Annotated in this window: 29 protein-coding genes; 20 read left to right on the plus strand and 9 right to left on the minus strand. The window is 35.9% G+C overall.

The features are described 5' to 3' along the window. Positions 1-13: 13 nt before the first annotated feature. The 3 genes from AC3WTA_RS17415 (at position 14) to AC3WTA_RS17425 (ending at position 3,202) form a co-directional block, all read left to right on the plus strand. Positions 14-589, plus strand: a complete 576-nt coding sequence (locus tag AC3WTA_RS17415) for a biotin transporter BioY (RefSeq protein WP_001093321.1) — start codon at positions 14-16, stop codon at positions 587-589. A 65-nt stretch (positions 590-654) separates the two neighbouring features. Beyond that, positions 655-2,118, plus strand: coding sequence for an acyl-CoA synthetase (locus tag AC3WTA_RS17420; RefSeq protein WP_000513186.1), 1,464 nt, complete (start codon positions 655-657; stop codon positions 2,116-2,118). Next, positions 2,111-3,202, plus strand: coding sequence for an acetyl-CoA C-acyltransferase (locus tag AC3WTA_RS17425; RefSeq protein WP_001077993.1), 1,092 nt, complete (start codon positions 2,111-2,113; stop codon positions 3,200-3,202). Before AC3WTA_RS17420 ends, AC3WTA_RS17425 begins: the two co-directional genes overlap by 8 nt. Before the next feature lie 7 nt (positions 3,203-3,209). On the opposite strand, the gene AC3WTA_RS17430 is transcribed toward AC3WTA_RS17425, so the two are convergent. Next, positions 3,210-3,791, minus strand: coding sequence for a DUF6434 domain-containing protein (locus tag AC3WTA_RS17430; protein WP_088113589.1), 582 nt, complete (start codon positions 3,789-3,791; stop codon positions 3,210-3,212). A gap of 104 nt (positions 3,792-3,895) precedes the next feature. On the opposite strand from AC3WTA_RS17430, the gene AC3WTA_RS17435 reads away from it, so the two are divergent. Then, positions 3,896-4,339, plus strand: a complete 444-nt coding sequence (locus AC3WTA_RS17435; protein WP_000446730.1) for an NUDIX hydrolase — start codon at positions 3,896-3,898, stop codon at positions 4,337-4,339. Between the two features lie 44 nt (positions 4,340-4,383). Here the strand turns inward: AC3WTA_RS17435 and AC3WTA_RS17440 are convergent, their stop codons facing one another. Then, positions 4,384-5,586, minus strand: a complete 1,203-nt coding sequence (locus AC3WTA_RS17440) for a serine-tRNA(Ala) deacylase AlaX (protein ID WP_000435897.1) — start codon at positions 5,584-5,586, stop codon at positions 4,384-4,386. A gap of 134 nt (positions 5,587-5,720) precedes the next feature. Between AC3WTA_RS17440 and AC3WTA_RS17445 the strand changes: the two genes are divergently transcribed. Then, positions 5,721-6,128 (plus strand): hypothetical protein, encoded by a 408-nt coding sequence (locus AC3WTA_RS17445; protein WP_000965144.1) that lies wholly within the window; start codon positions 5,721-5,723, stop codon positions 6,126-6,128. 67 nt (positions 6,129-6,195) lie between these two features. Then, positions 6,196-7,434: an MDR family MFS transporter gene (locus tag AC3WTA_RS17450; protein WP_002203589.1), complete on the plus strand. Its 1,239-nt coding sequence runs from the start codon at positions 6,196-6,198 to the stop codon at positions 7,432-7,434. A gap of 240 nt (positions 7,435-7,674) precedes the next feature. Here the strand turns inward: AC3WTA_RS17450 and AC3WTA_RS17455 are convergent, their stop codons facing one another. Further along, a complete protein-coding gene (locus AC3WTA_RS17455) occupies positions 7,675-8,061 on the minus strand; it encodes an Hsp20/alpha crystallin family protein (RefSeq protein ID WP_000516734.1) in 387 nt (128 codons plus the stop codon). A 124-nt stretch (positions 8,062-8,185) separates the two neighbouring features. After that, the gene (locus AC3WTA_RS17460; protein WP_000517650.1) at positions 8,186-8,308 is read right to left on the minus strand and encodes a small acid-soluble spore protein P; all 123 of its coding nucleotides are present in this window, start codon (positions 8,306-8,308) and stop codon (positions 8,186-8,188) included. Between the two features lie 121 nt (positions 8,309-8,429). Here AC3WTA_RS17460 and AC3WTA_RS17465 point away from each other — a divergent pair, with 121 nt between their 5' ends. Together AC3WTA_RS17465 and pdaB are read left to right on the plus strand one after the other, a co-directional pair. After that, positions 8,430-8,693, plus strand: a complete 264-nt coding sequence (locus AC3WTA_RS17465) for a hypothetical protein (RefSeq protein WP_001146292.1) — start codon at positions 8,430-8,432, stop codon at positions 8,691-8,693. Positions 8,694-8,738: 45 nt separating this feature from the next. Beyond that, positions 8,739-9,464 carry a polysaccharide deacetylase family sporulation protein PdaB gene (gene pdaB, locus AC3WTA_RS17470; protein ID WP_096001630.1) on the plus strand — a complete coding sequence of 242 codons (726 nt, stop codon included), beginning with the start codon at positions 8,739-8,741 and terminating at the stop codon, positions 9,462-9,464. Between the two features lie 41 nt (positions 9,465-9,505). On the opposite strand, the gene sspO is transcribed toward pdaB, so the two are convergent. After that, positions 9,506-9,655, minus strand: coding sequence for a small acid-soluble spore protein SspO (gene sspO / locus AC3WTA_RS17475; RefSeq protein WP_000518057.1), 150 nt, complete (start codon positions 9,653-9,655; stop codon positions 9,506-9,508). A gap of 291 nt (positions 9,656-9,946) precedes the next feature. Here sspO and acnA point away from each other — a divergent pair, with 291 nt between their 5' ends. Next, positions 9,947-12,670 carry an aconitate hydratase AcnA gene (gene acnA, locus AC3WTA_RS17480; protein WP_000238585.1) on the plus strand — a complete coding sequence of 908 codons (2,724 nt, stop codon included), beginning with the start codon at positions 9,947-9,949 and terminating at the stop codon, positions 12,668-12,670. Positions 12,671-12,797: 127 nt separating this feature from the next. Further along, positions 12,798-14,426 carry an ABC transporter ATP-binding protein gene (locus AC3WTA_RS17485; RefSeq protein WP_000937168.1) on the plus strand — a complete coding sequence of 543 codons (1,629 nt, stop codon included), beginning with the start codon at positions 12,798-12,800 and terminating at the stop codon, positions 14,424-14,426. Positions 14,427-14,449: 23 nt separating this feature from the next. Here the strand turns inward: AC3WTA_RS17485 and AC3WTA_RS17490 are convergent, their stop codons facing one another. Next, positions 14,450-14,707 carry a hypothetical protein gene (locus AC3WTA_RS17490; RefSeq protein WP_001083871.1) on the minus strand — a complete coding sequence of 86 codons (258 nt, stop codon included), beginning with the start codon at positions 14,705-14,707 and terminating at the stop codon, positions 14,450-14,452. Positions 14,708-14,956: 249 nt separating this feature from the next. Here AC3WTA_RS17490 and AC3WTA_RS17495 point away from each other — a divergent pair, with 249 nt between their 5' ends. The 4 genes from AC3WTA_RS17495 (at position 14,957) to sspN (ending at position 17,058) form a co-directional block, all read left to right on the plus strand. Then, positions 14,957-15,532: a TlpA family protein disulfide reductase gene (locus AC3WTA_RS17495; RefSeq protein WP_000269060.1), complete on the plus strand. Its 576-nt coding sequence runs from the start codon at positions 14,957-14,959 to the stop codon at positions 15,530-15,532. A gap of 115 nt (positions 15,533-15,647) precedes the next feature. Next, positions 15,648-16,595, plus strand: coding sequence for a 3'-5' exonuclease (locus AC3WTA_RS17500; protein WP_000526921.1), 948 nt, complete (start codon positions 15,648-15,650; stop codon positions 16,593-16,595). 141 nt (positions 16,596-16,736) lie between these two features. Continuing rightward, the gene (locus AC3WTA_RS17505; protein ID WP_001254698.1) at positions 16,737-16,880 is read left to right on the plus strand and encodes an FbpB family small basic protein; all 144 of its coding nucleotides are present in this window, start codon (positions 16,737-16,739) and stop codon (positions 16,878-16,880) included. Between the two features lie 43 nt (positions 16,881-16,923). Beyond that, positions 16,924-17,058, plus strand: coding sequence for an acid-soluble spore protein SspN (gene sspN / locus AC3WTA_RS17510; RefSeq protein ID WP_000527987.1), 135 nt, complete (start codon positions 16,924-16,926; stop codon positions 17,056-17,058). A gap of 67 nt (positions 17,059-17,125) precedes the next feature. Here the strand turns inward: sspN and AC3WTA_RS17515 are convergent, their stop codons facing one another. Beyond that, positions 17,126-18,418 (minus strand): glycoside hydrolase family 18 protein, encoded by a 1,293-nt coding sequence (locus AC3WTA_RS17515; RefSeq protein WP_000614842.1) that lies wholly within the window; start codon positions 18,416-18,418, stop codon positions 17,126-17,128. Between the two features lie 109 nt (positions 18,419-18,527). Between AC3WTA_RS17515 and AC3WTA_RS17520 the strand changes: the two genes are divergently transcribed. Beyond that, on the plus strand, positions 18,528-18,947 hold the full coding sequence (locus AC3WTA_RS17520) for an acyl-CoA thioesterase (RefSeq protein ID WP_000495804.1): 420 nt from the start codon (positions 18,528-18,530) through the stop codon (positions 18,945-18,947). Between the two features lie 26 nt (positions 18,948-18,973). Here AC3WTA_RS17520 and AC3WTA_RS17525 read toward each other — a convergent pair whose 3' ends face one another. Then, positions 18,974-19,264, minus strand: coding sequence for a HesB/YadR/YfhF family protein (locus AC3WTA_RS17525; protein WP_001054448.1), 291 nt, complete (start codon positions 19,262-19,264; stop codon positions 18,974-18,976). Positions 19,265-19,372: 108 nt separating this feature from the next. Further along, positions 19,373-19,969 (minus strand): glycerol-3-phosphate 1-O-acyltransferase PlsY, encoded by a 597-nt coding sequence (gene plsY / locus AC3WTA_RS17530; RefSeq protein WP_000258967.1) that lies wholly within the window; start codon positions 19,967-19,969, stop codon positions 19,373-19,375. A gap of 225 nt (positions 19,970-20,194) precedes the next feature. Here plsY and AC3WTA_RS17535 point away from each other — a divergent pair, with 225 nt between their 5' ends. The 5 genes from AC3WTA_RS17535 (at position 20,195) to AC3WTA_RS17555 (ending at position 25,134) form a co-directional block, all read left to right on the plus strand. Continuing rightward, positions 20,195-22,051 (plus strand): anaerobic ribonucleoside triphosphate reductase, encoded by a 1,857-nt coding sequence (locus tag AC3WTA_RS17535; RefSeq protein ID WP_000941750.1) that lies wholly within the window; start codon positions 20,195-20,197, stop codon positions 22,049-22,051. Then, positions 22,048-22,500: an anaerobic ribonucleoside-triphosphate reductase activating protein gene (nrdG, locus tag AC3WTA_RS17540; RefSeq protein ID WP_000867068.1), complete on the plus strand. Its 453-nt coding sequence runs from the start codon at positions 22,048-22,050 to the stop codon at positions 22,498-22,500. The genes AC3WTA_RS17535 and nrdG overlap by 4 nt, the downstream gene beginning before the upstream one ends. Before the next feature lie 18 nt (positions 22,501-22,518). Further along, positions 22,519-23,196 carry a response regulator transcription factor gene (locus tag AC3WTA_RS17545; protein ID WP_001044675.1) on the plus strand — a complete coding sequence of 226 codons (678 nt, stop codon included), beginning with the start codon at positions 22,519-22,521 and terminating at the stop codon, positions 23,194-23,196. Between the two features lie 203 nt (positions 23,197-23,399). Beyond that, positions 23,400-24,641, plus strand: coding sequence for a S1C family serine protease (locus AC3WTA_RS17550; protein WP_000542628.1), 1,242 nt, complete (start codon positions 23,400-23,402; stop codon positions 24,639-24,641). Positions 24,642-24,720: 79 nt separating this feature from the next. Next, the gene (locus AC3WTA_RS17555) at positions 24,721-25,134 is read left to right on the plus strand and encodes a CoA-binding protein (RefSeq protein ID WP_000151395.1); all 414 of its coding nucleotides are present in this window, start codon (positions 24,721-24,723) and stop codon (positions 25,132-25,134) included. The last annotated feature ends 37 nt before the right edge of the window (positions 25,135-25,171 follow it).

Raw genomic sequence — 25,171 nt, forward strand, 5'->3', positions numbered from 1 at the left:
AGGAGAAGCAAATATGAATACAAAAAACTTAGTTTTCGTCGCTTTATTTAGTTCTATTATGGGAGTGTTAGGGTTAATACCTCCAATTGCTCTTGCTATTACACCAGTTCCGATTACATTACAATCACTCGGTGTTATGCTTGCTGGTGGATTATTAGGATCACGTCTTGGTGCGTTAAGTCAGCTTATTTTCTTACTTATAGTTGGAGTTGGAGCACCATTACTTGCTGGTGGACGCGGTGGTCCAGGCGTATTTGTTGGGCCAAGTGCAGGATATTTACTTGGTTATATCGTTGGAGCGTTTGTCATTGGTTATTTAATTGAGCGTTTACGTGAAGTTTCTATAATAAAGGTATTATGTATTAATATAATTGGTGGTATTTTCGTAGTTTATGTATTTGGTATTATTGTACAAGCCTTCTTTATGGATGTTTCTATATGGCAGACGATGAAAGTAAGTGCCGTATTTTTACCAGGTGATTGCATAAAAGCGATTATAGCAGCAATTCTTGTAACGAAATTACATCGTTCATTGAAACATATTATTACGCCTGCTCTCAAGAGTGGGAAATATACAAATGCGGGATAAGAAAGAGAAGAAACACGTTTATTGCGTGTTTCTTTTTATTATTTTGTAAAGAAAGGACGTCTCAAATGGGGATTACAAAAGAATATAAAAAGTATGCCTCTTTACAAACAAATAAAATAGCAATAAAGGAAAATGATCGAGTATTAACATATAAAGAGTGGTTTGAGTCAGTATGTAAAGTAGAAAACTGGTTGAATGAAAAAGAATCGCAGAATAAAACGATAGCAATTGTATTAGAAAATAGTATGGAGTTTTTACAACTATTTGCTGGTGCTGCTATGGCCGGATGGGTTTGTGTGCCGTTAGATATAAAGTGGAAAGAGGATGAGCTCAAAGAAAGAATTGCGATCAGTAACCCGGCTATGATTGTGACAGAGCGATATAAGGTAAATGATCTACCGGATGAAGAAGGAAGAGTAATTGAAATTGATGAGTGGAAAAGAATGATAGAGAACTATCTTCCTACATATAATCCTGTAGAAAGTGTACAAAATGCTCCGTTTTATATGGGATTTACATCAGGATCGACTGGAAAGGCAAAAGCATTTTTACGTGCACAACAATCGTGGGTTCATAGTTTTGATTGCAATATACATGACTTCCATATGAAAAAAGAAGATTCTATTTTAATAGCTGGGACGCTCGTTCATTCTCTTTTTTTATACGGTGCAATAAGTGCATTATATGTAGGGCAAACGGTGCATATTATGAAAAAGTTTATTCCAGATCAAGTGCTGGATAAGTTAGAAACGGAACACGTTTCGGTCATGTATACAGTTCCGACAATGCTAGAATCTTTATATAAAGAAAATAGAGTAATAGAAAATGGAATGAAAATTATTTCGTCAGGAGCGAAATGGGAAGCTGAAGCGAAAGAAAAAATAAAGATTATATTTCCTTATGCGCAAAAATATGAATTTTACGGTGCATCGGAACTAAGTTTTGTAACAGCACTAGTTGATGAAGAGAGTGATAGAAGGCCAAATTCAGTAGGAAAACCTTGTCACAATGTGCAAGTTCGAATATGTAACGAAGCAGGAGAAGAAGTACAGAAAGGCGAGATAGGAACTGTTTATGTGAAAAGTGATCAGTTTTTTATGGGCTACATATTGGATAAGGTTTTAGTTCCAGAGTTGACTGCGGATGGCTGGATGACAGTGCGAGATGTAGGTTATGAAGATGAAGAAGGCTTTATATATATAGTAGGTAGAGAGAAGAATATGATTTTATTTGGAGGAATTAATATTTTCCCAGAAGAAATAGAAAGTGTATTACATGAACATACAGCTGTTGATGAAATAGTTGTAGTTGGCGTGAAAGATAGTTATTGGGGTGAAAAACCTGTCGCCATCGTAAAAGGAAGTGCTACGAAGCAACAATTAAAAAGTTTTTGCTTACAACGATTATCCTCGTTTAAAATACCGAAAGAATGGCATTTTGTAGATGAAATACCGTATACAAATAGCGGGAAAATCGCTCGTATTGCAGCAAAAAATATGATTGAAAACCTGGAGAAAATATATGAATAGAGCGGTTATTGTAGAAGCAAAAAGGACACCTATTGGTAAGAAGAATGGGATGTTGAAAGATTATGAAGTTCAGCAATTAGTAACGCCGCTTCTTACGTTTTTAAGTAAAGGAATTGAGAGAGAAATAGACGATGTCATATTAGGGAATATTGTGGGGCCGGGAGGGAATGTTGCGAGATTATCTGCTTTAGAAGCAGGACTTGGCTATCATATTCCTGGTGTAACGATTGACCGGCAATGTGGTGCCGGATTGGAAGCGATTCGTACTGCATGTCATTTCATTCAAGGCGGCGCAGGTAATTGTTATATTGCAGGAGGAGTAGAGAGTACAAGTACATCACCTTTTCAAAATAGAGCGCGATTTTCACCAGAAACAATTGGTGATCCTAATATGGGAGTGGCAGCTGAATATGTTGCAGAGCGTTATAATATAACGCGAGAAATGCAAGACGAGTATGCTTGCCTTAGTTATAAACGGACACTGCAAGCAGTAGAAAATGGATATTTACAAGATGAAATACTTTCTTTTAATGGATCTTTAGATGAGTCTATAAAACGAGAAATGAAGTATGAAAGAATGATTAAAAGAACTAAGCCCGCATTTTTACAAAATGGTACAGTAACGGCAGGTAATTCGTGCGGTGTAAATGATGGGGCATGTGCCGTTCTTGTAATGGAAGAGGGGCAAGCCCGAAAATTAGGATATAAGCCTGTACTTCGTTTCGTTCGTAGTGTTGTAGTTGGAGTGGATCCAAATCTTCCGGGGACTGGTCCGATATTTGCGGTGAACAAATTATTAAATGAAATGAATATGAAAGTAGAGGACATCGATTATTTTGAAATAAATGAAGCATTTGCTTCAAAGGTTGTTGCTTGTGCAAAGGAGTTACAAATTCCTTTCGAAAAATTAAATGTAAATGGTGGTGCAATTGCGCTAGGTCATCCGTACGGTGCATCTGGAGCTATGCTTGTGACACATTTGTTTTATCAAGCGAAAAGAGAGCATATGAAATATGGAATTGCGACGTTAGGAATTGGTGGTGGAATAGGGCTTGCGCTATTATTTGAGAAAGTGGAAAACTAGAAAGGGACTAGTTTTCTACTTTTTGAGGAACATAAGCATTGCTACCAGGTTTTGCTTTTATTTCATTCCAAGCAGCGATAGCATCAGCTTTTGATTTCCCTTTGTTATTTGGATCTTCGAAAAAGTCGCGAGTGAAACGATTGTATTCAAACTGCGCGCTAATAGTTGTTTTGTATGTAGGATCTTTTTTTCGTTCGTTTTCTTCATACCAAAACGTTAGCGCGTCTTCATATGTTTTTCCGACATTCTCTTTAAAAAACTTTTGAAGAGCTACTGTAAATCGGAAGTTTGCTCCGCTTTTTTCTTTGAAAAAAGCACGAACATCTTCGCTGCAGCGGTGATTGTTAGTAATAATCGTTTGAAGAGAAAGTTCTTTATAAGAGAGGGAAGCTTTACTCACCTTTTGACTAGAGCTGTTTTTTAATATTTTACCAGTATGTAAATAATGTGAGATACGCTCGGTTATTTCAATCTTAGAGCCACTAGCTGGCAAACCATGCTCACGACAAAATGTTTGGAGTTCTGCTTTTAACCAATAAAAGTTTTGGAAATCTTCAAGTGATATAGACTTTGTTAAAGGTGGACGCATAGATGTAACAACTTCTTTCTTCCATAATTTTCTTTAATTATAAAACGTATGTTCTTTTTGTGGAAGGGTTAATTTGTAAATATAACGGGAAGAGGAGATTACATATGGAAAGTGTAATGCAAGTTCGTGTTACGGGAATTTTAATTGAAGATGAAAAAGTATTGCTAGTAAAGCAAAAAGTTGCTAATCGCAATTGGTCTTTACCTGGGGGAAGGGTAGAGAATGGTGAAACGTTAGAAGAAGCGATGATTCGAGAAATGAGAGAAGAAACAGGATTAGAAGTTAAAATTAAGAATCTACTCTATGTTTGTGATAAACCAGATGCTAGTCCATCTTTATTACATATTACGTTTCTGCTTGAAAGGATTGAAGGTGAAATTACGCTACCTTCTAATGAGTTTGATTATAATCCAATTCAAGATGTGCAAATGGTACCGATTAAAGATTTAAGTCAATATGGTTTTTCGGAAACTTTTATAACTCTTATAAGTGAAGGTTTTGCAAGTGCATGGAGTTATCAAGGCTTGAAACAAAATATAGGTTTGTAAATATAGTTGAAGGATAGCAGTTAGCTATCCTTCATAAACATGTTTTACACTTCTGACTGTAAAGAAGAAACAAGTTGATTTAAAAATTCGTCCCCGGTCATAACCGCTTTTCCGCCACCACGAGCACTCTTTTTATTTCCGCCACCTTTTCCTTCAATTGTAGGAAGTGCCTCTTTTAAAAGAGCATTCATATCGAGCGTGACTGTTTTTCCACAAGCGAGGATGCATTGTAGTTTGTCCTCATTTTCAATAACGAAATATGTAATGGCATGCTCTTGTTGTTCTGTAATAATGGCAGAAAGCTTTGCGATTTCTTGCATAGAACGATTTGTAAATACTTTAGAAATAAGTATGCCGGTATGTTTTTCTGAAGGCTGTTGAAGTAGTTCGTTTGCCTCTGCAAATAATAATTTTTCATTCATTGTTTGTATTGTTTTTTCATTTTCTTTTTGAGAAGTAAGAAGTTGTGCTACTTTTGCTGGGATATCACTCTCGCTACTGTTTAATTGTTTAGAAACATCTTTCATAATTTGTTGTTGTTGGCCCATTAAATTTAGTGTGCGCCAACCAGCGATAAACGTTAATCGTATGCCACCTTTATTGCGCTCCCACCCTAGTACTTGAATAGGACCTACTTCACCTGTACGTTTCGGATGCGTTCCGCCACAGCCGTTGTAGTCGAAGTTTTCAATTATAACAACACGTATATTTTCTGTTATAGTCGGTTCTTTACGAAGGGGGAATGTTTTCGCTTTTTCTAAGTTCATCCACTCGATGCGGATGGGATGGTTTTCAAAAACAATTTTGTTTGCAATTTGTACTGCTTTTTCAACCGTTTCTGTATGAAGATTTTCTGTTTCTAAATCAATTGTTACCGTTTCTTTTCCAAGGTGGAATCCAATCGTAGGTATGTTAAAATGGTCCCAAAAAGCAGCAGATAAAATGTGCTGAGCCGCATGTTGCTGCATATGATCAAAACGGCGCTCCCAATTAATTTTACCTTCTACTTCTTCAGTATGTAATTGTTCTACAATGAAGTGATGAATTTCTCCATTTATCTCTTCTACATTGATTACATCGATATCATTTAATGTACCAGTATCATATGGTTGTCCGCCCCCTGTTGGATAAAATGCCGTTTCGTTTAAAATAACGTATAAGTTACCGTCTTTATCATAATCTTGTTTTATAACTTTTGTAGTAAAGTCTTGCTTATAAGCGTCAGTGTAATATAATTTTTGCTCCAATTTTCTTTCCCCTTTCGTTTTCACTAGTTTCATTGTAAAGCAATTGAAATTAGTTTCCTAATATTTCAGAAGAAAGAAACTATTTTTAGAATTTTCTTGCTATAATAAGAAGAAAATGCGGGGGTGGAATGAATATGTTATATGAAAACGGCGTAGATAAACTGCTTAGTTTAAGTAAAAATATTTCTGAATTGTATCGAGAATTAAATGAAATGACCCGGATTTTAACGGACTGTAATCGAGAAAGTGTGAAGTTTGATCGGTTATATGTAAAAGAGGTACTGTGGAAGAGAGAAGATGTAATAGAGAAATATGACCAGCTACTTGTGCAACTTTGTATAAATGAATGCTTTGATCTAAAAAGTGTCATTACAGGGGAATATAAGTATACATATGAAGAAGTAGAAAATATCGTTTTACAATTTAATGAGAAGTATAATGTCACAATTTTAATTAAAGATGTTTGTAAAGAATTACAGTTTACATATGGCATAGATATGGATATAACGAGAACAGCTCGAGTATCAACAGCTCAAGTATAAAAAGGGAAAAGAAAGCAGATCCTTTGCTTTCTTTTTTTATGTAAGAACGGGGAGAGTAGGTTTAGTGATGAAGGGGAAGTTACAAAATATTCATCCGTTAGGAATGACAATTATAATAGGGACTTTATTTTCGAGGTTTGCCACGTCAATGAGTATTCCTTTTTTAGCAATTTATTTAACGACTGTTAAAGGTGTATCAGCTGGAATGACGGGTGCTATTATCGGAACGAGTGCACTTGTTGGAGTGTTTGCTAGTTTTATTGGAGGGAATTTATCGGATCGATTCGGTCGAAACATGATTATAATATGGTCCATGATTGTTTGGGTGTTTGTATTTATAGGCTTTTCGTTTGCAAATCATGTTTTAAGTTTCTTTTTATTAAATGCTTTAAATGGATTATGTCGGTCTTTTTTTGAACCGACTTCAAGAGCATTATTATCAGATTTAACGAAACCAGAGTATCGTTTACTCGTATATAATTTGCGTTACGGTGCAATCAATGTTGGAGTGGCGATTGGCCCTCTTGTCGGATTACAGATTGGAAGCGCAAAATCAACAATTCCTTTTTTAGTAGCAGCTGGAGTATATATTCTATATACAGCTATATTAGCGTTCCAATTTAAGAAGTATCCAATTGAAAAAAAGAAAGTAAATACAGAAAAGCCTGTCACAATGTTGAATGCAGTTCGTATATTGCGAAAGGATGTCGTATTTTTAGTTGCATTAGTCGGTATTATTTTGAGTAATTGTGGTTTTTCTCACTTAACGACAACAGTATCTCAATATTTTGCAAATGCACATATATTTCAGGATGGAGTGACATTGTTTTCGTATATGTTAGCTTTAAATGCGATTGTTGTAGTCGTAATTCAATACCCTGTTATTCAAATATGTAAAAAGTATACACCGTTAGTATCTATTATGGTGGGAACCTTATTTGTGAGCGGAGGATTGTTTGGGTTTGGAATAGTAGAATCTACGCTAAGTGCTGCCGTCTGCACAATTATTTTTACAATTGGAGAAGTTCTCATGTTTTCAATGACGGATGTGTTTATAGATGATATAGCTGTTTCACATTTGAAAGGAACATATTTTGGAGCGATGGGATTTTCAGGAATTGGAGCAGTAATTGGTCCATGGCTTGGGGGCGTACTTCTCGATTATTACGGATATCAAAATGGGTTTGTAGTATTTTCAGTATTAGCTATATTTTCAACTGTAGCATTTCCTGTACTGTTAGTTACAAAAGGTTTATTGAAAAAAAGGCATGATAGAAATTGTAATTTAGAATTACATGTGAAATAAAATAAGACCCAGCAGATGACTGGGGCTTATTTTTGTATTTATCCCGCATTAACGGGCAGTAAGAACCCCCACCTAAAAATTCAGCGAAAGCAAAGAAGTTAGGTGGGGGATCAACTGCCCGTAAAAGCCCGATTGGTTCAACTAATATCAGTGGGGGATGAAGCCCCACTGATGAAATTTTCACTTTATCCCGCTATTTGCGGACAGTAAAACTCCTATTGATTACAGTTTTACTTTATTTTACTTCTCACTTTGAAAAAGAACTTTTTCTTCATGTTTATTAGCAACTTCATTTTTGGAAATATGAATGGCTAAATATCCATTCTCTAAGCAGGCTAGCATCTTCTTGTAAATAATAGTAGCGGGTAAAGGAATGATCCGCTGCAAAGAAATGTTTTCATGAAGTATGCAAATGTTTAGGCCTGTCTCCATCTTTTTAATGACTACATTTTGTTCGGATACATTTGGTACATCTGTTTCCAAAATGTACTCTTGTTCAGTTTCGCAAAGGTCAATATGAATTTGATTTGGGAAACTAAAGTTACTACAAGAATCAGAACAAAATTGATCCATCCATTCTTCGAAACCATCAACATGAAAAAGACAATCCTTCTTTTTCTTGCCCATGTAAGACACCCTCCGTAAAATCTCAATTCATACTATGTTATGCATGAATGAAGTGGGGGTGAAGAATAAATGGAAAAATATAAACATTGTATGTGACAAAGGTAGCTAGTGTGAACCTTTTGTTTTACATATCATGATGTGCATGATTTTTTTGGCGTGAATGGTTACGGTTTTTTACTTTATGCGATCCGCTTAATGGTTCAGGTTGTCCCTTTTTTTCTTTCGCTTCACGATTGTTTTTTCCCATTGTATGTGACACCTCCTCTTTCTCTTTAGAATGAGAGAAGTTTGCAAATTTATACGAGAATGTTTTTAGAAAAAAAGGTAAAGATAAATGGGACTAACTATTATGGAAAGGGGATTATATAATGCCATATCATAAAGATAAACAACAAGCTTTTCAAGCAGCGCAGCAAGGAGTTACACAAGCAGAACATGCATTTAACAACATTGTAAAAAATGATCCAAACTACGGTCATGATCTAAAAGAATTACGCCAAGAGGTTCAGGAAGCGTATGAACAGATTCAAAATGCGTTAGAAGTAGCTTCAGAAACACAACGTCCACAACTTGAGCAATACGAAAATAATCTCCAAAACATTATGCGAAATGTAGATCAGTTAGAAAAGTAAATGAGGTTGTTGTGTATTCGACAACCTCCTACTTTAATGAACATTATGCTAAAACAGAAAATTTTTTTAGTGGTTTTTTCTTTATTATGCGCAGTACATATATTTCAAGTGGAAAAAGTGGAAGCGAAAATGTTGCTCAGAAAAGAGCTAGAACCAACTGGCTATGTAACATGGGAAGTACCTAATAATGAAAAGATTATTGCCATTACATTTGATGATGGACCAGATCCGACTTATACAACACAAATTTTACATTTATTACGTCAATATAAAGCAGAAGCGACTTTTTTTATGATTGGATTTCGAGTTCAGCGTAATCCATATTTAGTGAAACAAGTGTTAAAAGAGGGACATGAAATTGGAAATCATACGATGAACCATTTGTATGCGAGTAATTCATCAGATGAAAAATTAGAAAATGATATTTTAGATGGAAAGAAATTTTTTAAAAAATGGGTGAAAGAACCTTTACTATTCCGTCCTCCTGGCGGATATATTAACGATGCTGTATTTAAAACAGCGAAAGAAGCAGGTTATCAAACTGTTCTATGGTCGTGGCATCAAGATCCACGTGATTGGGCGAATCCAGGGGTTGAATCCATTGTAAATCATGTAGTGAAAAATGCTAAAAGTGGAGATATCGTATTATTACATGATGGAGGAAATGATCGTAGTCAAACAGTAGCAGCGCTAGCAAAAATTTTACCTGAGCTGAAAAAACAAGGATATCGATTTGTAACGGTTTCGGAATTACTACGTTATAAACATTAGAAAAAATCCCAAAAGGAAAATATGCCTTTTGGGATTTTTCGTTACTGGTTCTTTTTACGTTTTTTATTATTTTGTCGCTCTGCTGGAGTTAAAGGTTCGTTTGCAAATTCTTCATTGTAACCAGTTCCTTGTCCTTGTGCAGATGCAGCATTCATTCCTGAAATAGTATGATTTGCTTTTCTTTTACCCATTTTATTTCACCTCTATAATATTTTTTGTATGTTGAATGATGAGCAGTTCATAGTATGTATGAACTGTAAGTAAAGCACTAATAGAGCACTTTACTTTATGGTAATAGTATTCATAAGGAGCGTGAACACTATTCAAATTTAGAAACATAAAGAAAACTTATGATAATCTATAAGTTTCTTATTATTTACTTATTTAGAAAGTTGTAATAAGATATTATCGTAAGGTATTGAAAAGTTTGTCTACATTTTATATTCAGACAACTTAGCCACGTTTAACAGGGGGGAAACATAATGGTCAAACATAATCCATTTCAATCACGTGCAACTTTTGAAGTAGATGGAAAAACGTATCATTATTATGATTTGAAAGCGCTTGAAAATACAGGGGTTGGCAACGTATCTCAATTACCATATTCCGTGAAAGTTTTACTTGAATCAGTACTTCGTCAAGTAGACGGACGTGTAATTACAGAAGAACATGTTACAAATTTAGCGAAATGGGGAACGAAAGATGTGCAAGATATCGATGTTCCATTTAAACCATCTCGTGTAATTTTACAAGATTTCACTGGTGTTCCAGCTGTTGTAGATTTGGCTTCGCTTCGTAAAGCAATGGCAGATATGGGCGGGGATCCTGATAAAATTAATCCGGAAATTACTGTAGACCTTGTAATTGATCACTCTGTACAGGTTGATAGAGCGGGTACGGCAGACGCGCTTGCATTCAACATGGACTTAGAGTTTAAACGTAATGAAGAACGTTATAAATTTTTAAGCTGGGCACAAAAATCATTTGATAACTATCGCGCAGTGCCACCAGCTACAGGTATTGTACACCAAGTAAACCTTGAATATTTAGCACCAGTTGTTCATGCTGTGAAAAATGCTGAAGGTGACTTAGTTGCATACCCAGATTCATTAGTTGGAACAGACTCACATACAACAATGATTAACGGTATCGGCGTTCTTGGATGGGGCGTTGGTGGTATTGAAGCAGAAGCGGGAATGCTTGGACAGCCTTCATACTTCCCAGTACCTGAAGTAATCGGTGTGAAATTAACTGGTACACTTCCAAGTGGTACTACAGCAACTGACGTTGCATTAAAAGTAACACAAGTATTACGTCAAAAAGGTGTAGTTGGTAAATTCGTTGAGTTCTTCGGTAATGGACTAAAAAGCATGCCTTTAGCTGACCGTGCAACAATTTCAAACATGGCACCAGAATACGGTGCAACTTGTGGATTCTTCCCAATTGACGATATTTCATTAGAATACTTACGTTTAACAGGTAGAGATGAAGAGCAAATTCGCATTGTTGAAGAATACTGTAAAGCAAATGGTTTATTCTATACAGCAGACAGCAAAGATCCAATTTACACTGATCTTGTTGAAATTGATTTAAATACAATCGAATCTAACCTTTCTGGACCGAAACGCCCACAAGATTTAATTCCACTTTCAGATATGAAAGATGCGTTCCATAAAGCTGTTGTAGCACCAGTTGGAACACAAGGACTTGGATTTAATGAGCAAGAGTTCGATAAAGAAGTGAAGGTTACATTAGAAGATAAAGAAGTAACGATGAAAACAGGTGCAATTGCAATCGCTGCAATTACAAGCTGTACAAATACATCAAACCCATACGTATTAATTGGGGCAGGTCTAGTTGCGAAGAAAGCAATTGAAAAAGGGCTTGTAGTACCTGAGTACGTAAAAACATCATTAGCACCAGGATCTAAAGTTGTTACTGAATACTTAGATAAATCAGGTTTAACAACATATTTAGATCAATTAGGTTTCCAAACAGTTGGTTACGGCTGTACGACTTGTATCGGTAACTCTGGTCCGTTAGCAGAGGAATTAGAAGAAGCAATCGCAGCAAACGATTTATTAGTAACATCTGTTTTATCTGGTAACCGTAACTTCGAAGGTCGTATTCATCCACTTGTAAAAGCAAACTACTTAGCATCACCACCACTTGTTGTGGCATATGCACTTGCAGGTACTGTTGATATTGACTTGAAAAATGATGCAATCGGTAAAGATGCAAATGGCAATGCTGTTTACTTCAACGACATTTGGCCATCAGCTAAAGAAATTGAAGATGTAGTTCAAAACGTTGTTACATCTGAACTGTTCAAGAAAGAATATGCACAAGTATTTAACAGCAATGAGCGCTGGAATGAAATCCAAACTTCAAATGAAGCTTTATATACTTGGGATAATGATTCAACATATATTCAAAACCCACCGTTCTTTGAAGGATTATCTAAAGAGCCAGGTGAAGTTGAAACGTTATCAGATTTACGCATAGTTGGTAAATTTGGAGACTCTGTAACGACAGACCATATTTCACCAGCAGGTTCAATCGGTAAGCATACACCAGCAGGACGCTACTTATTAGAAAACGGCGTACAACCTGTTGACTTTAACTCTTACGGTTCTCGTCGTGGTAACCACGAAGTTATGATGCGTGGTACATTCGCGAACATCCGTATTAAAAACCAAATCGCACCAGGAACAGAAGGCGGATACACAACATATTGGCCAACTGGTGAAGTAACATCAATCTATGATGCTGCTATGAAATATAAAGAAGATGGCACAGGTCTTCTAGTTGTTGCTGGTAAAGATTACGGTATGGGAAGTTCTCGTGACTGGGCTGCGAAAGGTACAAACTTATTAGGTATTAAAGCAGTAATCGCAGAAAGCTTCGAGCGTATTCACCGTAGTAACTTAGTATTAATGGGTGTATTACCACTTCAATTTAAAGGTGGCGAAAGCGCTGAAACGTTAGGCCTTGTTGGTAATGAGTCATTTGAAATTCAAATTGACAAAACAGTTAGACCACGCGATCTTGTAAAAGTAGTTGCAACTGATGCAGATGGCAACGAAAAACAATTTGAAGTAGTAGCTCGTTTCGATAGTGAAGTAGAAATTGACTACTACCGTCACGGTGGTATCTTACAAATGGTTCTTCGTGAGAAAATTGAAGAGTCAAAAGTTTCGAACTAAATAATTGAAATGAACGATAAGGAAGCTAACAACTGTTAGCTTCCTTATTTTATGGAAAGGGATGAAACCATTTGGTTTCATCCCTTTCTTTTTACTATAAAAATGGAGGGAACATCATGAAAGAATATTGTTACCGTTACAGAAAGAAAAATTATTAGTAATAGCAGCTGTATGTAGTGGATGCTTTGCTGCTATTTTAAATTTATCTCGTCCACTATTCATGGGATTAATTGTAGATAACCTTATTCAACGAGAGTTAAAGGAGGCGTATCTTTACATTACTTTGTTTGCAGCTAGCCGCTTGTTGATGTGGGTGAACAATCTTTCATTTGATTATGTAAGTTCAAAAGCGAGTCAGCGAATATTACGAGAGAAGCGTATAGATGTATTGCGTCATTTCTTCTCATTACCGTTTGAAGAGAGTGAGAAAATTAAACAAGGAGAGTTAGAGACGTTAGTTGTGTCTGATATTCCAAACTGGATCAGATTATATGGGTCCATATTAATAGAATATATACACGCCATTGCACAATTTATAGGTGCGTTCATAGCACTACAACATATAGATATACAGTTCATATTGTGGGTAACTCCGTTTTTATTTTTTAGTGCAACGGTTCCGATGGTGATGGGGAAAAAGGTAAGAAATATTGCAAGCATTGCTCAAAACAATCAATCAAGTGTTGTAGAGATGGTGTCACAGTTTGTAAAAGGAGCACAAGATTTACGGAGTTTGCAAAAAGAAAAATGGGCCATTCGCTTATTTAAGGGAGTAACGGCACAGTCTTATAAATCGGAAGTAAAGAAGACGATGATGCAACACTGCATTGGAGTAGTTGGAACAGTGATTGAAACAGGAGCATATATCGTTGTTCTCATTATAGGCGCGCAGAAAATAATGAAAGGGGAAATGGAAGTTGGCTCGATTGTTGCAGTATTAGCCACAATTGAAATGCTCTTTTTTCCAGTCCGCTACGTGGGCGATTTATTAATGATGACACAAGTTGCAGTTGCTTCGGCAAATAGAGTTTTTTCCTTTTTAGATAAACGAGTGGCAAATAGTAATCTAGAAAGAGCGATGGGGATGACAGTAACAAATGTTTCATTTCAGGAGAATGATGAAGAGAAATGCAGAATTCATAATATTGATTTGCAAATTAATCCAGGTGAACTCGTTATTATTGTAGGAGAAAGTGGAGCAGGAAAAACAACGCTTTTAAAATTAATGACAGGGTTGTATAAACCATCTAATGGTCACATTGTTTATTATGGTGATGAGGCTCGTATGACTACAGTGTGGCAAGAACCTCGTTTCTTTCGGACGACAGTAAAAGAGAATATGTATTTCGGTGAAGAGTATATAGAACACCAGTTAGAAAAAAATATTGAACTTGTAAATGTGAAGCCGATAATTAGAGATTTATCGGAAGGGATTCAAACTGTACTACATAAAAGTGGTGAAGAATTTTCGGGAGGAGAAAGAAAACGTTTTGCATTATTGCGAGCAATTGGTTCAAATCCGAATCTTATTATTTTAGATGAACCAACTGCAGGATTAGATCCGAGCAATCAAGAAACTGTTTGGAATATGATAGAAGGATTAGGAAGAGATGTAACGCGAATTGTGGCAACACATGATGTAGAGAAAGCGATACTAGCAGATCTTGTTGTTATAATGAGAGAAGGCAGTATTGTGGCATGTGGAAGTCCTGAAAAATTAATAAATAGTCATTCGTTTTTACAGAGATATGAATAAAGATAAGAGCACTGTTCTTATCTTTATTCAGCGTCATTTATTTGATACTCGATCGATTCGGAGTGATTCAGATCAACGTTAAAAGTAGCAGTCATAAGGAAAGTTGCAATTCCGAGAATTAAGAAAAGGACGAATGAGACTAGAGAGACGTAGAGACAAATACGCCCTACTTTCTTTTTTTCAAGGTCTTTACTAAAGAGTGAAATGATCCATGTAATAATGCCGATTGGGTATAAAAGAAAACTAAGAATATATAATGTTATTTTTTCGAATGAATTCATAAACAATCCCCCTTTTGTTGAAGGTTATATAAGAAAGTAAAAAGGTGAATGGGTCCATAAGGAGATAAGAAACACGTCATCTGTTTTTCTAATTATATGATAAAAAGGAAAAAATTTCACTTTAAATAAGAATATTCTAATTATTTTGACTGTGAATATTTCCAAGCTTGTCCGTATAAGCTAAAATAAGGTATATAGTATTTGGGTAATTAGGTTAATAAGAAGATAAATACGTTAGGGTGATATAAAATGTGGCGGAAGCTTACGATTATTGTAGTGTTACTTTGTTTAGCGGGATATGCAGCTTATGAACAGTTTGGTAAAAAAGATCAGGCGGTACAAGGGGAGCAAGAAAAAAGTGAAGCTGCTATGAAAGAGATGATTGCAAGTAATGGTATCGAAATAGGGAAGAGTGCGCCAAACTTTGAATTAACGAAGTTAGATGGAACGAATGTAAAGTTATCAGATTTGAAAGGAAAGAAAGTGATTTTAAACTTTTGGGCAACGTGGTGTGGACCTTGCCAGCAAGAAATGCCGGATATGGAGGCTTTCTATAAAGAACATAAAGAAAATGTAGAAATTTTAGCAATAAATTATACGCCTTCAGAAAAGGGTGGGGGAGTAGAAAAGGTAAGCAATTTTGCGAAAGAAAAAGGAATTACTTTTCCTATTTTATTGGACAAGAACATTGATGTGACAACAGCGTATAAAGTAATTACGATTCCAACTTCGTATTTTATAGATACGAAAGGTGTCATTCAAGATAAGTTTATTGGACCGATGACGCAAAAAGAGATGGAGAAACGGATTGCTAAATTAAAATAACGGTGAAAAGGTAGAGGTGGAAAGTTACCATTTCTGCCTTTTCTTTTTCACGTAGTGATAGCAGCATGTTATGATAAAAGAAATATAAACGTTTAGAGGTAAAGGAGTGTTTGGAGTGGGGAATATATCCTTACCGTTAGATTATGTTGTAATTGATTTTGAAACAACAGGATTTAACCCTTATAATGATAAAATTATTCAAGTAGCAGCAGTGAAATATCGTAATCATGAACTAGTAGATCAATTTGTTTCCTATGTGAATCCAGAGCGTTCAATTCCGGACCGAATAACGAGTTTAACAGGTATTACAAATTATCGTGTTTCAGATGCACCGACGATTGAAGAAGTATTACCTTTATTTTTAGCATTTTTACATACAAATGTTATTGTCGCTCATAATGCATCTTTTGATATGCGTTTTTTAAAAAGTAATGTAAATATGCTTGGGCTGCCTGAACCTCAAAATAAAGTGATTGATACTGTGTTTTTAGCGAAGAAATATATGAAGTACGCACCTAATCATAAACTTGAAACGTTAAAGCGAATGCTTGGCATTCGTTTAAGTTCTCATAATGCATTTGATGATTGTATTACTTGTGCAGCTGTTTATCAAAAATGTGCATCTATTGAAGAAGAAACAAACAGGAAATCGAATACAGAAGTACTTGATGAAACAGCAGTATATGAAGCAGTAAAAAAGATACTTGTACGAAATAAACGTGATATCGAATGGATTCGTTGTATGAATGTAGGAAGCTATTTAGATATAAAAGCTTTTTATCCAGTTATGAGAGTAAAAGTAAAAGGGCGAAAGAAATACGTATTAACAGAGATATTAGAAGATGATGTGAAAGAAATATGTACGAGTTTAAATTGTGAACCGGCGTTAAAAAATGAAGTTGGTAATACGAGAATTATGCTTAATAGCTTAGAGGATGTCCTGAAATTAGAAAGTTATATTTTAGGACAGTATGATTTCGTACTGCAAGCGCTAAGTGAGTATAAACAAAGTGAAATGAATGCAGATGAAAAGTTAAAAGAATATTTAAATATAATGGTATAAAAAACTCCGTGTACAAGAAGTTGTACACGGAGTTTTTTTAGGAGTACTAAAACATAAAATTTTCTTGCAAATCTGATTAAAGAGTTTTTCATTTGCTCATACTATGTATAGTAAGAATGTGAAGGAGAGAGGGTGAACAGCATGAGAAGAAGTCGCCGTAAATCATTTGACGAACTTGTGAAAGAAAATAAACAACAATTATTAAGTGATCGTGATGCAATCGATCGCATTGAAGAGCGTATTGAAAAACGTTATGAAATGCAACTTTTTAAGCAAGCTGAATAATTCTTAACACTAGTACGATACTAGTGTTAAGGAGGCGATAGTAATGGGTAATCCGAAAAAGAATTCAAAAGACTTTGCACCGAATCATATTGGAACACAATCAAAAAAAGCTGGTGGCAATAAAGGAAAGCAAATGCAAGACCAAACAGGCAAACAACCGATTGTTGATAACGGTTAAAAAGGGAGAATGTTGTCATTCTTCTTTTTGTGACGGATTTTTAATAGTCAAAAAGGGCTGACTTATGTCAGCCCTTTTTCGTAATCGTAAAATTTTCAACGAGTAAACGCCAATTTTGCGGGAATGGTAAGCCAATCTTCCAGTAACTAATACCGCCTATACCTTGTTCTTTCATTAAATTGAATTTGCTTTGAACAGACCGTGAATCTTCAAACCAAACTTCGTGTTGTACGCCGTTTTCGTCAAAGTAATTAAAATGAGGAGCTTGAGCTGTGAAATCATAGCGGATAGGAACATTGTATTTACGAGCTAGTGCAACAGCTGCGACAGAGCTAATTGCTTTTGCAGGCGGGTTACCTTGTTTGAACGGAAGTTTCCAATCGAATCCGTATAAGTTTTGCCCCATCATAATTTTTTGTGGAGGCATTTGAGATTTTGCGTATTGAAGTACTTCTTTTACAGGACCGATAGGAGAAATAGCCATCGGTGGACCACCTTGCCAACCCCAGTCGTATGTCATAATGACGACGAAATCAACAATTTGTCCTTGTGCCTTATAATCGTGAGCTTCGAAAAATTTGCCCTTTTGATTTGAACTTGTTTTCGGTACAAGCGTTGTACTCAATGTGTACCCGCTAGGTAAGCGTGTTTTTACAGTTCGTAAAAAACGATTATACGCTTCACGATCTTCAGGTGCCACACTCTCGAAATCAAAATGAATGTCTCGCATGCCATATTTTTCAGCTGTTTGCAAAATGTTAGTAATAAATTTGTTTTGAATCGTTGCATCGCGTAAAATAACCGATGTCAGATCGGCACTGAAATTTCCATTTTCAATATTTGTAATAACGAGCATAGGGATGGTATTACCTTGCGTTGCAATATTAGCGATTTTAGCTGTTTCAGTTGGTTCTTTTAACGTACCATCTCTTTTTGCCTCGAAACTGAAGTAGGCCAAATATGTTAAAAATGGATTAATGGCACGCGTAGCATTAACCAAACTTTCTTTTATTGGTATTGTTGAAGGTTGTAAATAAGCGATGGATTCTACTGCGCGTTTTGTCCCTTTTGGTATATATAATTGCTGTCCAACATGGAGAATGGATTTTAAAGATAAGTTATTAACCTTAGCTAAACTAGCGAGAGGTACGTTATATGTTTGAGAGATTCGATATAGGCTATCGCCAGGCTGTACATAATAATTATTCCCTTTCGTATTAACGATCAGTGCCTGACCTACAACGAGTGTTTCAGCTGGATTTAGTCCATTGTCCTTTACTATTTCGTCAGGTGTTGATCCATACTTTGATGCCAAGCTATATACGCTATCACCGCTACGAACAGTTACAATTTGAATCATATGCTTGCTCCTTTCAGTAAAAGATTCACTGTTTTTATTTTATTTTTGATGTCACTGTATTATGATTAAATGTATGCAAGGCAGCAGAAGTGAAAGAAGGCGAATACATATGTTTGTAGCAGAACATGAAGTTGAAATCCGTTATGCGGAAACAGATCAAATGGGTGTTGTTTACCATTCAAACTATTTGGTGTGGCTTGAACTAGGTCGCACGAAACTTATACAAGATTTAGGATTTTCATATGTTGAAATGGAGAAAGAGGGAATTATTTCTCCTGTGTTAGACTTGCAAATTTCATATCGTAAAGCGATGCGTTACGGAGAAAAAGCAATTGTGAAAACGTGGATTGATACTGTTAGTCCGCTTCGCGTTGTATATGGTTATGAAATATATAACGGTGAAGGTGAACTTTGTATTACTGCAAGTACGACGAATATTTGCGCGAAAAAAGAAGGATTTAGGCCCGTATCATTTAAAAAGTTATATCCAGAGTGGTATGCGAAATATGAGGAAATTAAGAAAAAATAAAAAAGCGTGGCAGAAGCCACGCTTTTTTATTTTTCATAATTAAATTGCGGGAAATCATCACCGTCGTTAAATGTAACAGCTAAATTATGTCCATCGAAGAACCACTCATCGTCGCCTTCAATAAAGAAGTTAATACCTTCTTCTTGAGTTTGAACAGCAGGATGTGCAGGATCATCTTTACGAATACCTAAAGAAAGTCCTTTTTGCACAGTACTGCAACCGCCGTATTGTACGAAAAGGCGTAGTGTTTCACCCGATTGTAAGTTTAATTCGTTTTTATACCATTGTGCTGCTTCTTTTGTTACGGAAAGATTCATGTATAGTTCCTCCAAATTATGTTGCTTTTTCTTTAGTATAAAAAATAACGCAAAAAGACGCTATTAATATGCTTCACGTTTTCTTTTTGCGTTATGTGGGTTACGATCTTATTTTTGCTTTTTTGAAAAGTTTGCTTTCGGTTCAGTTTTATTTATAATTCGTCCGATATTTGCACGGTGTTTATAAATAACCATACCTGCTAATAAACACATCGCAATAATGAAGATTTTATCCCCGCTAACAATGGATGCAATAACAGCAACGACGGCTGTTACCATAGAAGAAAGTGATACGTATCTTGTTGTAAATAAAAGGCTAAAAAAGACAACAGCTAATATTGCAAAAACAACTGGAGAGTAGCATAATAGCACGCCAGCAGAAGTTGCAACAGCTTTACCACCACGGAATTTCGCGAAAATCGGATACACATGTCCAAGAACAGCTGCTAACCCGAACCATAATGGGTGAACATCTAATCCGAAAATAATCGGTAGACTTGTTGCTAATGTACCTTTTAAAATGTCAGCAATTGTAACGATAAAACCTGCTTTTTTCCCTAGTGTGCGGAATGTATTTGTTCCGCCTAGATTACCGCTTCCGTGCTCACGAATATCGATTCCGTAGCCGATTTTTCCAACGACTAGTGCGAATGGAATCGAGCCAAGTAAGTAGGCAACGATAAATAAAAGATATGTAGTAACCATAAGTTCAGTCTCCTTTATTCAAATGTGTTGATAAAGGGTAAAAAGAGTTTTTCCCGTATATTGTACCATACATTTGTAAAGAGCACATTTCTTTTTTGTAAATGAAAAATTCATTATTTCGTGAAAAAAATTTCACAGGAATGTTACATTTCTCACAGAAACACCAAGACTATATGTAGTAACATTTTAATCAAAAGACAACAACATATTGGTGGAGGGTTATAAATGTTACAACGAAATGTACGTGGAGAAGAATTAATGAGAGTATTTGAGACGATTGTCCACGGTAGTGAGCAAGATTTAATGCAAGAAAATGCAAATGTAGATGGTCGCTCTCCGATGGGAGTAATGGGAACGTTCGCATCAGAGAGTGCAAAATATTATGCAGTTGAAAATTTATTGTCAGATCAAGTGAAAAAAGCGATAAATCAAAATATATTATATCCACATGACTTAGATTTTTATGCGACAGGAACGACGACTTGTTCGCAAATTCCGTTAGCGCAAATGCTTGCGAACGGTTTTCATACCGGACATGGGCATATGAGACAACCGCAGGATATTAAAAGTGCATTGGCTCTTGCGTCTATTATTTTTCAGGCGAATCAAAATATGCAGCACGGTGGTCAATCATTTGCACTCTTTGATATTGATTTAGCTCCATATGTGAGAAAAACAGTAGCGAGACATAAGAAACGATTACAGTCATATCCGCTTACGAAAGAACAAATAGAAGAATTTGCATGGAAAGAAACAGAAAATGATACGTATCAGGCGTGTGAAGCTTTCGTTCATAATTCAAATAGTATGCATAGTAGGGGCGGGGGACAAGTACCGTTTATTTCTATTAATTATGGAACAGACACATCAAAAGAGGGACGGTTATTAGTTAGACAGCTTTTAAAAGCGACACAAGCTGGTCTTGGTAAGGGGGAAACACCAATTTTTCCAATTCAAATTTTAAAAATGAAAAAAGGTGTGAACTTTGAAGAATGTGATCCGAACTATGATTTATTTGAATTAGCGTTAGAGACAACGGCTGAACGATTATTCCCTAACTTTTCATTTTTAGATGCGCCATTTAATGCAGTACATTATGACGGACGACCGGAAAGTGAAGTATGTTATATGGGATGTCGTACCCGTGTTATGTCTAACATACATGGAGAAGAAACAGCGATTGGAAGAGGCAATTTATCATTTACGTCTATCAACTTAGTGAAATTAGCGTTAATTAGTGGTTCAAAAGAAGCATTTTTTGAAGCGTTAAATTATTACTTAGATTTAGGAATTAAGCAATTATTAGAGAGATTTGAGTATCAATGTACGAAGCGAGCAAGAGATTTTCGATTTTTATATTCACAAGGTGTATGGCGCGGTGGAGAGAAATTACAGCCTGAAGATTCTGTAGCATCCATTTTAAAGCAAGGGACGTTAAGTCTTGGTTTTATCGGTCTTGCGGAGTGCTTAGTAGCTTTAACAGGAAAGCATCATGGAGAAGATGAAGAATCATGGAAACTCGGGTATGAAATCATTTCCTTTATGAGAGATAGAATGGATAAAGCAACGGAAGAACATGAACTGAATTTCTCAGTAATTGCAACTCCTGCGGAAGGGTTATCAGGGAAGTTTGTGAAAAAAGATAGGGAAGAATTTGGTGTGATTAGCGGTATAACGAACCATAATTATTATACGAATTCATTCCATATTCCAGTTTATTATAACATGCAAGCGATAAATAAAATTCGTTTAGAAGGACCTTTCCATGCCCTATGTAACGGGGGACATATTACGTACATTGAACTAGACGGAGCAGCTATGCATAACAAACAGGCGTTAAAACAAATTGTACGAGCGATGGCAGAACATGGCGTTGGGTACGGTTCAATTAATCATCCTGTTGATCGTTGTAAATGCTGCAGTTATCACGGAGTTATTGGTAATGAATGTCCAAGTTGCGGAAATGGAGACGAGGCTAATATAGAAAGAATTCGCCGTATAACAGGTTATCTTGTAGGAGATATGTCGAAGTGGAATAGTGCGAAACGTAGTGAAGAGATGGATCGGGTGAAGCATAAATGAAAGTGATGAACATCATTCATGATAGTGTAGTAGATGGGGAAGGGTTGCGGACAGTCGTGTTTTTTGCGGGCTGTCCGCATCGTTGTTTCGGTTGCCATAATCCGAAATCGTGGAATATTTGTAATGGAACTGAAATGACAGTAGAAGAAATTGTGAACGAGATTGCAAGTAATTCATTAACTGATGTAACATTTTCAGGTGGAGATCCATTTTTTCAAGCTGCTGAAGTGAAAAAAGTAGCAAAAGCTGTGAAAGACTTGAAAAAAAATCTTTGGATGTATACAGGTTATACGTTAGAAGAGATACAGAGTTCTCAAAATAATGATATGATAGAGTTGTTACATTATGGGGATGTTTTAGTCGATGGAAGATTTGAAATCGAGAAAAAAGATTTAACACTTCCATTTCGCGGAAGCTCCAATCAACGTATTATTCGATTGAAAGAGTAAAAAGGCGGGATAGATTATATGAATAAAACAGTATTACTTGTTGAAGATGAAAGAAGATTACGTGAAATCGTTAGTGATTATTTTCGTAATGAAGGCTTTGAAGTAATCGAAGCAGAAGACGGAAAAATAGCGTTAGAATTATTTGCAGAGCATGAAATTGATTTAATTATGTTAGATATAATGTTACCAGAAATAGATGGATGGTCTGTTTGTAGACGAATTAGAAAAGAATCAGCAGTACCAATCATTATGTTGACAGCACGTTCGGATGAGGATGATACATTACTAGGATTCGAATTAGGTGCGGATGAGTATGTAACGAAACCTTTCAGCCCGAAAGTGTTAGTAGCTCGTGCGAAGACGTTATTGAAACGTGCGGATGGTGTGGTAGGAGTAGCGGAAGAAAATGCCATGTCTTTAGCTGGAATAGAAGTGAATCGTCTATCTAGAACCGTTTTAGTAGATGGAGAAGAAATTATATTGACACATAAGGAATTTGAACTTCTTGTTTATTTAATGGAGAACAAAGGAATTGTGTTGTCACGTCAACATTTATTAGATCAGTTATGGGGATATGATTACTACGGTGATGACCGAACGGTTGATACTCATATTAAAAAACTACGAAATAAGCTAGGAGATAAAGCGAAGCATATCGGTACTGTTATTCGAGTGGGTTACAAATTTGAAGAATAACCGTTAAATTACTATGCGCTTTGGCTTTGGGATATAGCAAATTTATACTCTCTTTTGTAGGTGGAATGTACAAAAAATACTTTTCTTGTCTACAATGATAGATAAGAGTATTTTTTTAATTGGATTTCACGATGAGTTCACAAGAAGGACACAAACTGTGACTATACTGAAAGTACGAATTCACCAGAGAGGGGAAATAAAACATGGGATATTACGACGGACCGAATTTGAATGAAGAGCATAGTGAAACGAGAGAAATGAAAAAAACAGGTAGTAAAAAAGGATATTTTTTCACAGGTTTAGTTGGAGCAGTAGTCGGGGCTGTCACAATTAGTTTTGCGGCACCATATATGCCATGGGCTCAAAATAATGGAGCGGTTGTATCATCATTCAGTTCGGATTCAAAAGTTGAAGGTACTGTAGTTCCTGTGGTCAATAAAGCAAAAAATGAAACTGATTTACCTGGTATGATTGAAGGCGCGAAAGATGTAGTTGTAGGTGTTATTAATATGCAACAAAGTGTTGATCCATTTGCAATGCAACCGACAGGCCAAGAACAACAAGCTGGCTCAGGATCAGGTGTTATTTATAAAAAAGCAGGAAATAAAGCGTATATTGTAACGAACAACCATGTAGTAGATGGAGCAAATAAACTTGCTGTAAAACTAAGTGATGGTAAAAAGGTAGATGCAAAACTTGTAGGGAAAGACCCTTGGTTAGATTTAGCGGTTGTAGAAATTGATGGATCTAATGTAAATAAAGTTGCCACTTTAGGTGATTCAAGTAAACTTCGTGCGGGTGAAAAAGCGATTGCAATTGGTAACCCACTAGGGTTTGATGGAAGTGTAACGGAAGGTATTATTAGTAGCAAAGAACGTGAAATTCCAGTAGATATCGATGGCGATAAGCGTGCAGATTGGAATGCTCAAGTTATTCAAACAGATGCAGCAATTAACCCAGGTAATAGTGGTGGTGCGTTGTTTAACCAAAATGGTGAAATAATTGGGATTAATTCAAGTAAAATTGCACAACAAGAAGTTGAAGGAATTGGATTTGCTATTCCAATTAATATTGCAAAGCCAGTTATTGAATCACTTGAAAAAGACGGAGTGGTGAAACGTCCAGCTCTTGGAGTAGGTGTCGTTTCATTAGAAGATGTGCAAGCTTATGCAGTAAATCAATTGAAAGTACCGAAAGAAGTAACAAACGGCGTTGTATTAGGTAAAATTTACCCAATATCACCTGCAGAAAAAGCTGGTTTAGAGCAATATGATATTGTAGTATCATTAGATGATCAAAAAGTAGAAAATTCACTTCAATTCCGTAAATATTTATATGAAAAGAAAAAAGTAGGCGAGAAAGTAGAAGTTACATTCTATCGTAACGGTCAAAAAATGACGAAAACAGCTACTTTAGCAGATAATTCAGCTACAAAGAATCAATAATTGAAATAAAAGAAAGTCTCTTTCATATTGAAAGAGACTTTCTTTATCGGCTATACTAAAGGAATAGGAGGGATAGATTATGACAATTGAAAACCCAACTCGTACGGAAATTGGTGAAGTATTAAAGAAAAGCAAAACGATTGCAGTTGTTGGATTATCGGATAAGCCAGAACGTACATCGTATATGGTTTCAAAAGCAATGCAAGATGCTGGGTATCGCATTATTCCAGTAAACCCAACAGTAAATGAGGTGCTTGGAGAAAAAGCAGTTTCTTCACTAAAGGATATTAAGGAACATGTGGACATTGTAAATGTATTCCGCCGTTCAGAATTTTTAATGGATGTTGCGAAAGAGTTTGTAGAGATTGATGCAGATGTTTTTTGGGCACAATTAGGAGTACAAGATGAAGATACATATAAACTTTTGCAAGAAACAGGCTATACTGTAATAATGGATCGTTGCATTAAAGTAGAACATGCGATGACAAAATAGTATAGGTTTTAAAGAGAGAAAGATTGATTCAGCCCTC

This window comes from Bacillus sp. EB106-07-01-XG149 (assembly GCF_058791555.1).